The 13,076-nt window shown below is 65.9% G+C and carries 12 protein-coding genes; 6 read left to right on the top strand and 6 right to left on the bottom strand.

Translation table 11 applies throughout. The features are described from left to right. Nucleotides 1–388 precede the first annotated feature (388 nt). Nucleotides 389–742 carry a hypothetical protein gene (locus ACLV74_RS22815; protein ID WP_411881711.1) on the bottom strand — a complete coding sequence of 118 codons (354 nt, stop codon included), beginning with the start codon at nucleotides 740–742 and terminating at the stop codon, nucleotides 389–391. Between the two features lie 36 nt (nucleotides 743–778). Beyond that, nucleotides 779–1,831 carry a tRNA epoxyqueuosine(34) reductase QueG gene (gene queG / locus ACLV74_RS22810; protein WP_411881714.1) on the bottom strand — a complete coding sequence of 351 codons (1,053 nt, stop codon included), beginning with the start codon at nucleotides 1,829–1,831 and terminating at the stop codon, nucleotides 779–781. A 15-nt stretch (nucleotides 1,832–1,846) separates the two neighbouring features. Here queG and tsaE point away from each other — a divergent pair, with 15 nt between their 5' ends. The 3 genes from tsaE (at nucleotide 1,847) to ACLV74_RS22795 (ending at nucleotide 4,156) form a co-directional block, all read left to right on the top strand. Next, complete coding sequence (tsaE, locus tag ACLV74_RS22805; RefSeq protein WP_411881710.1) at nucleotides 1,847–2,353, top strand: tRNA (adenosine(37)-N6)-threonylcarbamoyltransferase complex ATPase subunit type 1 TsaE; 507 nt, start codon at nucleotides 1,847–1,849, stop codon at nucleotides 2,351–2,353. Continuing rightward, nucleotides 2,350–3,744 (top strand): N-acetylmuramoyl-L-alanine amidase, encoded by a 1,395-nt coding sequence (locus ACLV74_RS22800; RefSeq protein WP_411881709.1) that lies wholly within the window; start codon nucleotides 2,350–2,352, stop codon nucleotides 3,742–3,744. The genes tsaE and ACLV74_RS22800 overlap by 4 nt, the downstream gene beginning before the upstream one ends. 196 nt (nucleotides 3,745–3,940) lie before the next feature. Beyond that, the gene (locus ACLV74_RS22795; RefSeq protein WP_411881713.1) at nucleotides 3,941–4,156 is read left to right on the top strand and encodes a glycine zipper 2TM domain-containing protein; all 216 of its coding nucleotides are present in this window, start codon (nucleotides 3,941–3,943) and stop codon (nucleotides 4,154–4,156) included. Between the two features lie 33 nt (nucleotides 4,157–4,189). Here the strand turns inward: ACLV74_RS22795 and ACLV74_RS22790 are convergent, their stop codons facing one another. The 4 genes from ACLV74_RS22790 to ACLV74_RS22775 form a co-directional block, all read right to left on the bottom strand. Next, nucleotides 4,190–4,711 carry an aromatic-ring-hydroxylating dioxygenase subunit beta gene (locus ACLV74_RS22790; RefSeq protein WP_411881708.1) on the bottom strand — a complete coding sequence of 174 codons (522 nt, stop codon included), beginning with the start codon at nucleotides 4,709–4,711 and terminating at the stop codon, nucleotides 4,190–4,192. Continuing rightward, complete coding sequence (locus ACLV74_RS22785; RefSeq protein WP_411881707.1) at nucleotides 4,708–6,039, bottom strand: aromatic ring-hydroxylating dioxygenase subunit alpha; 1,332 nt, start codon at nucleotides 6,037–6,039, stop codon at nucleotides 4,708–4,710. The genes ACLV74_RS22790 and ACLV74_RS22785 overlap by 4 nt, the downstream gene beginning before the upstream one ends. A 94-nt stretch (nucleotides 6,040–6,133) precedes the next feature. Further along, nucleotides 6,134–7,972, bottom strand: coding sequence for an AMP-dependent synthetase/ligase (locus ACLV74_RS22780; protein ID WP_411881706.1), 1,839 nt, complete (start codon nucleotides 7,970–7,972; stop codon nucleotides 6,134–6,136). 108 nt (nucleotides 7,973–8,080) lie between these two features. After that, nucleotides 8,081–8,734 carry a VTT domain-containing protein gene (locus tag ACLV74_RS22775; RefSeq protein WP_411881705.1) on the bottom strand — a complete coding sequence of 218 codons (654 nt, stop codon included), beginning with the start codon at nucleotides 8,732–8,734 and terminating at the stop codon, nucleotides 8,081–8,083. An 85-nt stretch (nucleotides 8,735–8,819) separates the two neighbouring features. Here ACLV74_RS22775 and mutL point away from each other — a divergent pair, with 85 nt between their 5' ends. From mutL to ACLV74_RS22760, 3 genes are all read left to right on the top strand, one after another. Beyond that, entirely contained in the window at nucleotides 8,820–10,742 is a 1,923-nt protein-coding gene (gene mutL, locus ACLV74_RS22770) for a DNA mismatch repair endonuclease MutL (RefSeq protein ID WP_411881704.1), read from the top strand. 152 nt (nucleotides 10,743–10,894) lie between these two features. Then, on the top strand, nucleotides 10,895–11,737 hold the full coding sequence (locus ACLV74_RS22765; RefSeq protein ID WP_411881703.1) for an alpha/beta hydrolase: 843 nt from the start codon (nucleotides 10,895–10,897) through the stop codon (nucleotides 11,735–11,737). A gap of 60 nt (nucleotides 11,738–11,797) precedes the next feature. Then, nucleotides 11,798–13,066, top strand: a complete 1,269-nt coding sequence (locus ACLV74_RS22760) for a multidrug effflux MFS transporter (protein ID WP_411881702.1) — start codon at nucleotides 11,798–11,800, stop codon at nucleotides 13,064–13,066. Nucleotides 13,067–13,076: the final 10 nt, after the last annotated feature.

The following is a 13,076-nucleotide window of genomic DNA, read 5'->3' as shown; positions in this document are numbered from 1 at the left end:
GGCAATCGGGATCGGGAGCGGGGACAGAAGACAAAGAAACCAAGACCAATACAAACAAGGACTCGCCACGTCGAGTCCTTGTGGTTTTCTGTATTCGGGTTTCTGTGTTCGGCTGTTTGGTATTTCTGTCCCCACCCCTTGTGGATGCGCCGAGGAGCGCAGGGCCAGACGGATCAGGGCAAAAACTTGTTTGAGCGAAGCGAGTTGTTTTTGACCCCGGCTGGACCGAGCACCGCAGGTTGCCCGCAGCGAAGCGGAGGGACGCAGCAACCAGGGTCGCCTTTCTTTTGCTTACTTTTCTTTGGCGAAGCAAAGAAAAGTGAGTTGCCGCCGGGCAACCCCGGCCAGCAAGCCCCAGCAGAGAGCACCCCGCCGGAACAAGCAAGGATCAAGAAGCACTCTTCTTATCAATGTACTCCCCCATCCGGCTGATAAGCCGCCACCACTCCGACCCATCCTCGCGATAAACCCGAATCGCCCCCGCCCGCACGAGGATCTTGCGCAACTCATCCTCTTCAAACCCGCCCAGGTGCATCTGCAGGGTTTCAAAAGAACGGTCGGTATAGCCCTTGTGGTTGAGGAAATGCCGCGCCGTTTCCTCGGCCATGAACTCGGTCTTGTGCTGCTCGTGCGCCAGCGCCAGCTGGTGTTTGTGCAGTTGCCGGTTCAGGAAGAAGGTGATGCTGCCGCCTACGACCGCGCCGAATAGCGAAGCCAGCGCGCCTGAGATGGTGGGGTCCATGCAGTTGTCCTTTCAAGGAATACAAACAGACAAAGCTTACTGGGCCAGGGCCCATTCAACGTGTTCAGTGACCAGTTCGCCGTACCCCGCGGCGCGCGCCTGCAGGGCTTCACGCAGCGGCAGGCCTTGCGCCGTATCCAGCACGCGCAGCGCATTGCCCATGGCCACCGCGATGTTGCGCAGCCAGCGCTCATGGCCTATGCGGCGTATCGGGCTGCCTTCGGTGAAGCGCAAAAACGCCTCTTCGCTCCAGCCGAACAGCGTCACCAGCTGCTGCCCCGTCAGGCCCTGGCGCTCGTCGAAGTCGGGCAAGGCGCTGCGCTGGGCGAATTTGTTCCAGGGGCAGATCAGCTGGCAGTCGTCGCAGCCGTAGATGCGGTTGCCGATCAGCGGGCGCAGTTCCAGTGGAATGGGGCCGGCATGTTCGATGGTCAGGTAAGAGATGCAACGCCTGGCATCGAGCTTGTGCGGCGCGATGATGGCCCGCGTGGGGCACACATCAATGCAGGCCTGGCAGGTGCCGCAGTGCGGCGCCACCGGATCGCTGGGCGGCAGGGCGATGTCCACATAGATTTCGCCGAGGAAGAACATGGAGCCGGCTTCGCGATTCAGCAGCAGCGTGTGCTTGCCGCGCCAGCCCTGCCCGCTGCGGGACGCGAGCTCGGCCTCCAGCACCGGCGCCGAGTCGGTGAAGGCGCGGTGGCCCAGTTGTTCGACGTGCTCCGAGATGCGTTCGCTGAGCTTTTGCAGCCGGCTGCGCAAGATCTTGTGGTAATCACGCCCGCGCGCATAGACCGACACAATGCCCTCGGCGGGCCGCTCCAGGCGGCTGAATTCCAAGGCTTGCCATGCGCCGGGCTCGGTAGGGGTGGCGGCCGGCAGGTAGTTCATGCGGGCGGTGATAACACTCACCGTGCCCGGAATCAATTCGGCCGGGCGGGCGCGCTTGAGGCCGTGCGCCGCCATGTATTGCATGTCGCCATGAAAACCTGCCGCCAGCCAGGCCGATAATCCGGGTTCGGCCGACGATAAGTCCACACCGGCAATGCCGATTTGCGAAAATCCAAGCTCCCGCGCCCAAGCCTGAATTTGAGAAACGAACTGATGACTGTTCAAAGAGTTGCTGGCGGACACCCGCTGATTGTAAAAAACATTGCCTGGCACGGCGAGGATGCCACGGCGGACTTCGCCCGCGCCCTGGCCAGCCACCCCGCCATAGGCCGCGCATTGATCGAATTGCAGGGCGATCTGGGAGCCGGCAAAACCACTTTTGTGCGCCACCTGCTCAAGAGCCTGGGCGTCGAAGGCCGCATCAAGAGCCCCACCTATGCGGTGGTCGAACCCTACACCCTGCCCGATGCAGGCCAAAATGGCGGCATGAACATCTGGCATTTCGATTTCTACCGCTTCAACGATCCGCGCGAGTGGGAGGAAGCCGGCTTTCGCGACATCTTCGCGGCGACCGGCCTCAAGCTCGTCGAATGGCCGGAAAAGGCCGGGGCCCACCTGCCGCAGCCCGACCTGCTGCTGCGCCTGGAGGTGCTGCCCGACGAAACCCGCGCCGTCACCCTGACGGCCCACACGCCAACAGGCGCGGAACTGCTCGCATGAAGCGCCCGGCCCTGAACCGCCGCGGCGTACTGCAACTGGGCAGCGTGGTGCTGCTGCTGGGCGTGCAGCACATCGCGCGCGGCGCCACCATCGTGGCCGTGCGCGTCTGGCCCTCCAAGGACTACACGCGGCTGACCATCGAGTCCGACGGTGAAATCAAGGCCCGGCAGTTTTTTGTCGCCGAGCCGCCGCGCCTGGCGGTGGACATCGAAGGCATAGACCTGATCCCGGCGCTGCGTGAGCTGGTCGCCAAGGTCAAGTCCGACGACCCGAACATCTCGGGCATACGCGTGGGGCAAAACGCCCCCGGCGTGGTGCGGCTGGTGATAGACCTCAAGCAGCCCATACTGCCGCAGGTGTTCACCCTGCCGCCGGTTGCCGCCTACCAGTACCGGCTGGTGTTCGACCTCTACCCGACGCAGGTGGCCGACCCGCTGGAAGCGCTGATCGCCGAAAAACTCGCCGACCGTCAACCAGGTGCCGCGCCCGCACCGGCCGGCGACCCGATCGCCGACCTGATCGCGCGGCAGTCGGGCAAGCCGGCCGACAACAAGCCGCCGCCGGCAGCCGTCATCGCGGAAAAAGAAAAAGACAAAGCGCCCGCTGCGGGGACCGCCAACACCAATCCGGGCGCCGCCAAACCCTCGCCCGAAGCCGCCCTCATCGCCAAGAACAAGACCGACCGCCTTGTCATCGTGGCGCTGGACCCGGGCCACGGCGGTGAAGACCCGGGCGCCGTCGGTCCCGGCGGCACGCGCGAGAAAGACGTGGTGCTGCAGATCGCCCACCGCCTGCGCGACCGCATCAACCAGCAGCCTAATATGCGCGCCTACCTCACGCGCGACGCCGACTTCTTCGTGCCGCTGCACATCCGCGTGCAAAAAGCCAGGCGCGTGCAGGCCGACCTCTTCATCAGCATCCACGCCGACGCTTTCTTCACCGCGCGGCCGCAAGGCGCCAGCGTCTTCGCGCTCAGCGAAAAAGGCGCCTCCAGCAGCGCCGCGCGCTGGATCGCCGACAAGGAAAACTCGGCCGACCTGGTGGGCGGCATCAACGTCAAGGCCAAGGACGCGCAGGTGCAAAAAGCCCTGCTCGACATGAGCACCACGGCGCAGATCAACGACAGCCTCAAGCTCGGCAGCGCCATGCTGGGCGAGATCGGCAACGTCGGCAAGCTGCACAAGCCCAAGGTGGAACAAGCCGGCTTTGCGGTGCTCAAGGCGCCCGACATTCCCAGCGTGCTGGTCGAGACCGCCTTCATCAGCAACCCCGACGAAGAAGCCAAGCTGCGCAGCGACGACTACCAGATCCAGCTGGCCGATGCCTTGATGCGCGGCATCACGCGCTACTTCGCGCGCAATCCGCCGCTGGCGCGCAACCGCGCTGTGTAAGTAGTCGCAGGCGCGCGCCTGTTTGCCAAAAGTTACAAAGAAAGACCGCAGCGAGCCGACAGTTCACGGCGGCCTTCTCCTACAGTCCCCGGACACCCGCCCACCTACATTGAAGTCACAGGCAAAGCCCGGACTTCACCACACCGTGATGTCAGCAGCAAGAGCCTGAAACTCTTAGCAAAAGGTGAACAAAATGATGAATACGAAATTGATGATGTCGGCAGTAGCAGCAGCCGCCCTGATCGGCCTGACCGGTTGCGGCACCAGCCCGACCAATGCACAGATCGGCACCGGTGTCGGCGCCGTGGCCGGTGGCGTGGTGGGCAATGCCGTATTCGGCAGCACGCTGGGCACCGTGGGCGGCGCAGCGGCCGGCGCGCTGATCGGTAACGAAGTCGGTAAAAAACGCTGACCTCCCTCCGCTTGGGTTAAAAACCTGGCGGAGTCAAACGGGGTAAATCAGCGAGTTGAGGATCATCTCGCTGTCATACACGCAAAGACGGCTCCTGAATTTCAGTGAGCCGTCTTTTTGCGTGAGTTCGTCAATATAGCGGCCCACGTTGTAGACCTCGCTCACGCCGCCCGGCTTGGTGCGGAACACCGCGTAGTTCGCCTCGGCCTTGATGACGTCCCCGTCTTGCGAGACTTCATGCGAGAGGATGCGCGCCGGGCTCACGATGTGCCGCATGTAATACGGCCCGTGGTAAATGGTCTGCGTGACGCCGTAGACCCGGTCTTTCATCATGCCCCGGCTTTCCAGCGCCATCAGCGCGAGCGGCAGGCCGCGGTCGAAGTTCTCGCGGGCCTGCACCTTGTAGTGGCCCTCTTCCACGAAGAACTCCGGCCACTCCTCAAAACGTTTTTCGTCCAGCACCGCCGCATAGTCGGCGTTGAGCTGGTCCACCCGCATCTGCAGCAGCAGGCGCTGCAGGCCTTGTTCGCTCGCCGTGTGTTCACTCGCCGTCATAGTCCCATGACTTTCTTCCAGTAGGCATACATGCTGCGGATCAGGGTCTCGGTGACCATGTGCTCGGTCATCTCGGTGCCGGTGCCGCCCAGTTCGCACAGCGTGGCGCCTTCGCCGGCCTGCGTGAAGCCGGCCTGGCTGAACTCGATCACCTCGCCGTCGTCGGCGCTGACGAAGCCCGCCGGGCCGAACAGGTTGGCCTGGCGCAGGCGGCGCCGCGTCATTTCGGGCGTGTCGTCGGCAAAGCCGAAGTGCGTCCAGATGAAATCAAACTCGCCCTGCCCGCGCGGCACGATGTGGCGGGTGCTCAGCGAGTTGACCTGCTGCTGGATGATCAGGCTCGGAAACAGCGTGATCATGGTGACGGTGGGCATGATGTCGCTGCCGGGGTTCGAAGGATCGGGCACTTTCCACCAGGGCTCGGGCACCACATCCAGCAGGCGGTCGTCGTGCAGCGCCATATTGGCCTTGAAGGAGGTCACGCCCTCGGTCACGGCCGCGTTCTGCCCGCCCTCGTTACGGCGCGAAATCATCACGGCGTGCCGGCCTTCGCCGTCCATCACCATGCGGCTTTTCTGGTCGGCGCGCCACAGGCCGAAGGTCACGAACCAGGTATGCAGCAGGCCGGGGTGGTAGGGGTCCTTGATGTTTTCCATCATCAGCTTCCAGTTGCCCGGAATGCGCTGGCGGTTGTAGCCCAGCAGCGTCAGCTTGCGCGCGCCTTCGGGGCCTTTGAAGATGCGGTCCAGCCAGGGCATGATCTGCGGGCCCAGGTAGTCCTCCAGCGGCTCGGTGTCTTCGCTGAAGGTGGCGAACACCAGGCCGTGCAGCAGCGCCACGCGCAGCTTGGTCAGCCCGTGGTCTTTCAGGTCGAAGCCTTCGGGCATGCCACCGTTGACGCACTCGCCCTCTTTCACGCCGTCCTTGAAGGGCAGGCCCGCGAGGTCGCCGTTGAGCTTGTAGGTCCACTGGTGGTAGGGGCAGACGAAGCTGCGCGCATTGCCCTGGGGGTTCTGGCAAAAGCGCACGCCGCGGTGGGCGCAGCGGTTTTCCACCACGCGTATGCCGTGGTCGGTGGCGCGGTCTTTGGGCGCGATGCGGTCGCGCACCATCAGCACCTGGCGCTCACCGACGTGGCTGAGCTTGTAGTCGCCGACGTTGGGGATCTCGGCCTCCAGCCCCACGTAGCACCAGTGCGCGCCGTAAAAAATCCTGTCGAGTTCGCGCTGGTAGAGCTGCGCGTCGGTATAGGCCCAGAAAGGCACACGGCTGGAGCCGGGTTGGGTCCAGCGGGAGAGTTCAGCGGGAGACAGGGGCGGCGCGTTCATGGTTCCTCGCACGGTGAAAAGGCACGCACAAATAATACGCTTACTTATTACCCCGCAGGCCGCTTACGGCACAGGGTTTGTGCGGATCAAAACCTCAGCGTTTGGCGCCGGACTGGTAAAGACCCTCGATCTCCCCCGCAAAACGCGCCATCAGGTTGTTGCGCTTGAGCTTGAGCGTCGGCGTCATCAAGGCGTTTTCAATGGTCCACGCTTCCCGCGTCAGGTAGACGGCCCGCGGCATCGCGTAACGCGCGAAGTCTTTGGTCTGGGTTGCGATGCGTTCCAGCGCGAGCTTGTGCGCGGCCGGCTGCTGCAGGCTGGCCGGATCGTCGGGGTTGAGCGAGAGGCTGGCCGCCACGCGCCGCCATTCGGCCGCATTGACCACCACCACGCAGGCAATGAAGGGCCGGTTTTCCCCGACCACCAGCACCTGGTCGAACAGCGGGTCTGCGCCAATCGCCACCTCCAGGTCGCCAGGCGGCACTTTTTCGCCGGTCGAGGTCACGATGATTTCCTTCAGGCGCCCCATGATGCGGATGCGCCCGGCTTCTATCACCGCCTGGTCGCCGGTGCACAGCCAGCCGTCGGCCCTGAGCACGCGCGCGGTGTCTTCGGGCCGCTTCCAGTAGCCCTTCATGACCAGCGGGCCGCGCACCTGCAGTTCCTGGTTCTCGCTGATGCGCACCTCCACGCCAGACAGGGCCCGGCCCACGGTGGCGGGGTCGTTGTCGTCCGGGCTGTTGGACGCCACCACGGGCGAGGTCTCGGTCATGCCGTAGCCCTGCAGCAGTGGCAGGCCCAGCCCCAGGAAGCAGCGCGCCACCGCATGCGACAGCGGCGCGCCGCCGCTCACGGCCACGCGCACACGGCCGCCGAACTGCGCCAGCAGCGTGCGGCCCACCAGCCGCTGGAGAACCGGCTGCAACACGGGGTCCAGCCAGGCCCACGGGCTTTTTTCGGCCTCCGCCAGCGGCAGCCCCTGCGCCCGGCAGAACTGCCGCCAGCCCACCGCCTGCGCGGCCAGGAAGAGGCGCGTCTTGAATGGCGACGGCGCCAGCGTTTCCTGCAATTTCGCGAACACCCGCTCGTAAATGCGCGGCACCGAAATCAGCATGGTGGGCCGCACGGTCTTCAGGTCTTCGGCCAGCAGGGCCACCGAGCGCGCATAGGCCACGCAGCTGCCGGCGGCAACCGGCAGGTAGTAACCGGCCGTGCGTTCAAAGGTGTGCGACAGCGGCAGGAACGACAGGAACACGTCCTCCGGCAGCGGCGCCACCAACGAGACGATGGAGCGCACGTTGGACATGACGTTGCGGTGCGTGAGCATCACGCCCTTGGGCTTGCCGGTGGTGCCGGAGGTATAGACGATGGCAGCCAGGTCTTCTTCCCGAGGCGCGGCCAGGGGCCCCGTGTAGCCTTCCCCGCCCGCCAGCCAGTCGGCCAGCGAGACAAGACGCGGCAGCGCATCGGCGGCACCCAGAGCGTTTTCAGGCTCGGTCACCACCACGCAGCGCAGCGCGGGCAGGGCTGTTCCCACCGCTTCAATCGCCTGCCATTGGGACAGCGAGGACACCACCAGCACGCAGGCTTCGCAGTCGGCCAGGATGTAGGCAATGCTGCCGGCGTTGTCGATGGCGTGCAGCGGCACCGGCACATGGCCCAGCGACAGCGCCGCCTGGTCGATGCTGACGGCATTCAAGCCGTTGGGCAGCAGGATGGCGACGCTGGCGTGGGGTGGCAACTGCATGGCCGCGAGCGCCCGGCCCCAGCGAGCAACCCGTGTGCCGGCTTCGGCCCAGCTGGTGCTGAGCCAGCGGCCGGAGCCAGCATCAAACTCGCGGTAAGCCTCGCCCTGCGGGCTGTGCGCCACGCGAAAAGCCAGCAACTCCGGCAGCGTATGCACGGCGGCCAGTTCAAGAGGGGTGATGTTCATTCGGGGTTCCTGCCAGTCAGGGGACTGGCGCATGGGTTGTGATGATGCACACAGTTTGACGGGACTGCCCTGATCTGCATCAAGGCCTGTCCCGCAGCCATGGAATTTTCAGGCGCTGGTGCCGGTGGTTTTCCGCCGGGCTTTCCAGGCGCCAAACAGCACCAGCAGGCCGGGCACCAGGATCAAGGCCCAGATGATCTTGTCGAGATGGGTTTTGACAAACGGGATGTTGCCGAAGAAATAACCGACCGTCACGATGCCGCCCACCCACAGCGCGCCGCCCACCAGGTTGAACAGTGTGAACTTGCTGCGCGTCATGTCGGACACGCCCGCCACAAAAGGCGCGAAGGTGCGCAGAAAAGGCATGAAGCGCGCCGCGATGATGGTGACGCCGCCGTAGCGCTCGTAAAACGCATGGGCCTGGTCGAAGGCCTTTTTGTTGAACCAGCGCGAGTTCTCCCACTGGAAGACCTTGGGGCCCAAAGATCGCCCTATCAGGTAGTTGCACTGGTCGCCCAGCACCGCCGCCACAAACAGCAGGCCCACCGCCAGCGGAAAGCTCATCAGCCCCACGCCGCACATCGCACCCACCACGAACAGCAGCGAATCGCCCGGCAGGAAGGGCATGACGACCACGCCGGTTTCCACAAAGATGATGATGAACAACAGGGCGTAGACCCAGGCGCCGTAGCTGGTGACGAAAGCCTCCAGGTGTTTGTCGACGTGAAGGATGAAATCGATGAGAAAAGCGGCTAGTTCCATGGTCCTGATTCTGACATGCCCCAAATCCCGGCCATGGGCGCGGGCAAGCACGCCAATTGGGTGTCAGGCCTAAAATCATCCTGACATGAACTCAACGCCATCCACCCCCCGTCGTCCCATCCTTGAGCTGCCTGACGAACTGATCAGCCAGATTGCCGCGGGCGAGGTGGTGGAGCGGCCGGCCTCGGTGGTCCGTGAGCTGGTCGACAACGCGCTGGACGCCGGCGCGACCCAGGTCACGGTGCGCTTGCTGGCCGGCGGCGTGCGGCTGATCCTGGTGGAAGACGACGGCTTTGGCATCCCGCGCGAAGAGCTGCCCGTGGCCCTGCGGCGCCATGCGACCAGCAAGATCGCCTCGCTGCAGGACCTGGAAGCCGTGGGCACCATGGGCTTTCGCGGCGAGGCGCTGGCCGCCATCAATTCGATTGCCGACATGAGCCTGCTGTCCAGGACCGTGGACAACGAACACGCCTGGCAGCTGGACGGCCGCACCGGCGAACTCAAGCCCGCCGCGCGCAGCCGCGGCACCAGCGTGGAAGTGCGCGAGCTGTTTTACGCCACACCGGCCCGCCGCAAATTTTTAAAAACCGACGCCACCGAGCTGGCCCACTGCATAGAGGCCGTGCGCCGCCATGCGCTGGTGCGGCCCGACGTGGGCTTCGCCATCTGGCACGAGGGCAAGCTGGTCGAGCAGTGGCGCGCCGCCACCGGCGACGGCGCCCACGCGCAGCGCCTGGCCGACGTGCTGGGCAGCGAATTCGTCGAACAATCGGTCACCGTGAACTACGAAAGCTCGGCCCGCCGCCACGACGGCCAGCCCGCCGTGCGGGTCTGGGGCGTGGCCGGCATCCCGGACGCCGCGCGCTCGCGCGCCGACCAGCAGTTCGCCTACGTCAACGGCCGTTATGTGCGCGACAAGGTGCTGACCCACGCGGCGCGCAGTGCCTATGAAGACGTGCTGCACGGCCACCGCCAGCCCGTCTATGCGCTGTATGTCGAGATAGACCCGAGCCGCGTCGACGTGAACGTGCACCCGACCAAGATCGAGGTGCGCTTTCGCGACAGCCGTGAGGTGCACCAGGCGGTGCGCCACGCGACTGAAAACGCGCTGGCGATTCCGCGCTCCACCGTTGCGGCGGATGGGGGATTGGCCGGCACAAGCGCGGATGCCGCTCCGGAACCCAATCAGGCCTTTTCGCGCCAGGGGTGGGCGCAACCGGCCATGAATTTCGCGGCAAACGGAAGCAACGGCGGCAACCGGGTGTCCGACTTTGAAGCCATGTGGCCCACGCAGGCGGCAGGCCCGGCCCGTGTTGAGGCGGGCAACGGCTTTGCGCCTGCCTCTGCATATGCACCCGCAGCGCCCGCCAACGGCGCGTCAAACCCCGCCGACTTCATCCCCCTGCCTCCGGGCGACTGGCCGCTGGGCCGCGCGATTGCCCAGTTGCAGGGCATTTACGTGCTGGCCGAAAACACCCAGGGCCTGGTCATCGTCGACATGCATGCCGCCCACGAGCGCATTGTTTACGAACGCCTGAAGACGCAGATGGACGGCGGCGAAGGCGCCAGCCTGGCCAGCCAGCCGCTGCTGATCCCGGCCACCTTTGCCGCCAGCCCGCAGGAAGTCGCCACGGCCGAGGCCAGCGCCCAGACCCTGGCGACGCTGGGCCTGGAGATCACGCCTTTTTCGCCCAGGACCCTGGCGGTGCGCGCCGTACCCACCAGCCTGGCGCAGGGCGACGCGGTGGAACTGGCCCGCAGCGTGCTGGCCGAACTGGCCCAGCACGACGCCAGCACGGTGATACAGCGCGCGCAGAACGAGCTGCTGTCGACCATGGCCTGCCACGGCGCGGTGCGCGCCAACCGCAAGCTCACGCTGGACGAAATGAACGCCCTGCTGCGCCAGATGGAAGCCACCGAGCGCTCCGACCAGTGCAACCACGGCCGGCCCACCTGGCGCCAGGTCAGCATCAAAGAGCTCGATTCCCTGTTCATGCGCGGTCGCTAGGGCGGCCCCAGGCTGCCCGGCTTTTCACAACTTCACCGCGCGGAGACGGCCCGGAGGGCATACGGGCGCAAGAATTGCATGCTCTCGTTGTTACCCCTAGGGGAAACACCGCCCGCCTGAACTTTTCAGGCGGTATCCACTCAGTCATAACCATGAAACGCTGGCACTTCTTCGCAACCTGCTGCACGGCGCTGGCCATGCTGGCCGGTTGCGCCACCCTCGACGAGAAACAACGCACCTGGATCTTCCAGCCCAGCGACCGCACCTGGAGCGGCGGCTCGGCCGCCGCCGTGGGCATGGACGACGTCTGGGTCGACTACACCGCCGCCGACGACCACCCGGTGCGCCTGCACGGCCTGTGGCTGGCCAGCGACCGGCCCGATGCCGCCAAAGCGCCGGTGCTGCTCTACCTGCACGGCGCGCGCTACAACGTCACCGGCTCCGCGCCGCGCATGCGCCGCATGCAGGAACTCGGCTTTTCGGTGCTGGCCATCGACTACCGCGGCTTCGGCAAAAGCACGCAGGAGCTGCCTTCCGAAAAATCCGCCTATGAAGACGCCCGCGCCGCCTGGGACTGGCTGGCGAAAAAATACCCGGACCGGCCGCGTTACATCTTCGGCCACTCGCTGGGCGGGCCCATCGCCATCAACCTGGCCACCGAAGTGAACGACGAGCGCGGCACCATCGTCGAAAGCACCTTCACCTCCATCGCCGACGTGGTGAGCAGCTCCCAATGGGGCTGGATGCCGGTGTCGCTGCTGATCACCCAGCGCTTCGAGGCCGTGCGCAAGGTCGACAAAATCGGCTCGCCGCTGCTGGTGGTGCACGGCGGCGAAGACCGGCTCATCCTGCCCGACCTGGGGCGCAAGCTCTACGACGCGGCCGCCGAGCCCAAGCGCTTCATGCTGGTCGAGGGCGGCTCTCACCACAACGCCAACCTGATCGGGCAGCCGCAATACCGGCAGGCGCTGGCCGAACTCTTCGGCATGCAGTAGGCCGGCGGCCGGCACGGCCTGGCCCCCGTTCCCGCCGGGCAATCTGATACCCTCAGGCGGATGTCCGTCCCCTCCCCGTCCTCGCCGCAAACCTCATCCCTGCAGGCGGCCGCGCCCACCTCCATGCCGACCGGGCTGATCGTGCTCATCCTGTCGATGCTGCTGGGCATACAGCCCGTCACCACCGACCTCTACCTGCCCGCCCTGCCCGCCCTCACCGAAGGTTTCGGCGCGGCCATGTCGCAGGCCCAGCTCACGCTCAGCGCGCTGCTGCTGGCCTTCGGCACCTCGCAACTCATCTGGGGCCCGCTGTCCGACCGCTTCGGCCGCCGCCCCATCCTGCTCTGGGGCCTGGCGGCCTACACGCTGGCCTCCGTCGGCAGCACCTTCGCGCCGTCGATGGCCATGCTGATCGCCTGGCGCGTGGTGCAAGGCGCGGCCATGGGCGCGGTCGTCATGTGCGCGCGCGCCATCGTGCGCGACCTGTACCAGCCGCTCGAAGGCGCGCGCGTCATGTCCAAGGGCCTGAGCGGCCTGGGCGTGCTGGCCTGCATCTGCGCGCCGCTGGGCGGCCTGCTGTCAACGTTCTACGGCTGGCGCATCGCGCTGGCGGCGCTGGCGGTGTTCGGCGCCGCCACGCTGGCCCTGGTCAGCCTGCGCTTTGAAGAAACCCTGGCACAGAAGAACCCGCTGGCCCTGCGCCCCGGCACCTTGCTGCGCACCTGGCTCACCATCCTGCGCAATCCCACCTTTCTGGCTTTTTCGGCGTTGACGGCGGCCTCCTACGGCGGGCTGTTCACCTTCCTGGCCACCTCCTCCTTCGTCTTCATCCAGGTGCTGGGCCTGAGCAAGACGGGCTACGGCCTGGTGATGTTCTCGATGTGCTTTTGCTACCTCACCGGCACCTTCATCTGCCGGCGCCTGCTGCCGCGCTTCGGCGTGCGGCGCTCGGTGGCGATTGCCGCCTGCCTGAGCCTGGCCGGCGGCACCACCATGGGCGTGCTGGCCTGGGCCGGCGTGCAGAACGTCTGGGCCATCATGCTGCCTTATTACCTCTTCATGCTGGGCCACGGCGTGCACCAGCCCTGCGGCCAGAGCGGCGCCGTCGGCCCCTTCCCGCAGTCGGCCGGCGCGGCCTCCGCGCTCAACGGCTTTTTGATGATGCTGGTCGCCTTCGGCATGGGCGGCTGGCTGGGCACCCACATGGACGGCACGGTGCGTCCGCTGACGCACGGCGTCTGGTTCTGGAGCGCCCTGATCGCCACCTCGGCCTGGACCGTGGTGCGCAAATACGGCGAGCCCGCGCACGAGGCCGCCGCCAGGGCCTGACCATCACAGG

Source organism: Polaromonas sp. YR568 (assembly GCF_943369415.1).
Lineage (GTDB): Bacteria > Pseudomonadota > Gammaproteobacteria > Burkholderiales > Burkholderiaceae_C > Polaromonas.
This window is presented reverse-complemented; position numbering and strand designations above follow the sequence as displayed.

Coding starts and splice junctions, on each gene's coding strand:
- tsaE (WP_411881710.1), top strand. CDS start 1,847: ATGACTGTTCAAAGAGTTGCTGGCGGACACCCGCTGATTGTAAAAAAC.
- ACLV74_RS22790 (WP_411881708.1), bottom strand. CDS start 4,711: ATGACGGCGAGTGAACACACGGCGAGCGAACAAGGCCTGCAGCGCCTG.
- ACLV74_RS22765 (WP_411881703.1), top strand. CDS start 10,895: ATGAAACGCTGGCACTTCTTCGCAACCTGCTGCACGGCGCTGGCCATG.
- ACLV74_RS22800 (WP_411881709.1), top strand. CDS start 2,350: ATGAAGCGCCCGGCCCTGAACCGCCGCGGCGTACTGCAACTGGGCAGC.
- ACLV74_RS22760 (WP_411881702.1), top strand. CDS start 11,798: ATGTCCGTCCCCTCCCCGTCCTCGCCGCAAACCTCATCCCTGCAGGCG.
- mutL (WP_411881704.1), top strand. CDS start 8,820: ATGAACTCAACGCCATCCACCCCCCGTCGTCCCATCCTTGAGCTGCCT.
- ACLV74_RS22775 (WP_411881705.1), bottom strand. CDS start 8,734: ATGGAACTAGCCGCTTTTCTCATCGATTTCATCCTTCACGTCGACAAA.
- ACLV74_RS22780 (WP_411881706.1), bottom strand. CDS start 7,972: ATGAACATCACCCCTCTTGAACTGGCCGCCGTGCATACGCTGCCGGAG.
- ACLV74_RS22815 (WP_411881711.1), bottom strand. CDS start 742: ATGGACCCCACCATCTCAGGCGCGCTGGCTTCGCTATTCGGCGCGGTC.
- ACLV74_RS22795 (WP_411881713.1), top strand. CDS start 3,941: ATGAATACGAAATTGATGATGTCGGCAGTAGCAGCAGCCGCCCTGATC.
- ACLV74_RS22785 (WP_411881707.1), bottom strand. CDS start 6,039: ATGAACGCGCCGCCCCTGTCTCCCGCTGAACTCTCCCGCTGGACCCAA.